This is a genomic window from Clostridium celatum, assembly GCF_021412605.1.
GTDB lineage: Bacteria > Bacillota > Clostridia > Clostridiales > Clostridiaceae > Clostridium > Clostridium celatum.
Genome location: NZ_JAJKGM010000120.1, coordinates 1 through 369, shown reverse-complemented (window position 1 = coordinate 369; position 369 = coordinate 1). Strand labels below are relative to the sequence as shown.

Below are 369 nucleotides of genomic sequence, written 5' to 3'. Positions count from 1 at the left end.
GCTTCCACTGTTTGCAGTTCCGCTATTATTATTTGAACTTGATGATTGATTGTTATTATTTGAACTATTATTGTTGCCTGAAGTTGAATTTGATGAGCTTGCAACTAAAGAATTCTTAGCATTTTCAAGATTTGCTAAAGCTATATTTATTTCTTTTTCAGTGGCTTCATCATCTGCTAATACTTTATTAGCTTCTTTTAATGCTTTTTCAACTACCTTTGCACTCTTAGCTGTGTACATAGCTAAATCTATACTTTCAACTTCTTTAATTAATCCTTCAAGTAAAGACTTATCTGGAGTTAATCTTAAGCTTAAGTAAGCTCTTAATAATGTGCTATATGCTGAATCTACTTCTTCTTGAGTAGCATT

At 30.6% G+C, this 369-nt stretch carries 1 protein-coding gene; it reads right to left on the bottom strand.

Annotation, left to right across the window (positions count from 1 at the left end; translation table 11 throughout):
* The coding region (locus LPC13_RS16805; RefSeq protein ID WP_234089038.1) for a hypothetical protein at positions 1 to 369 on the bottom strand (369 nt) is incomplete at both ends.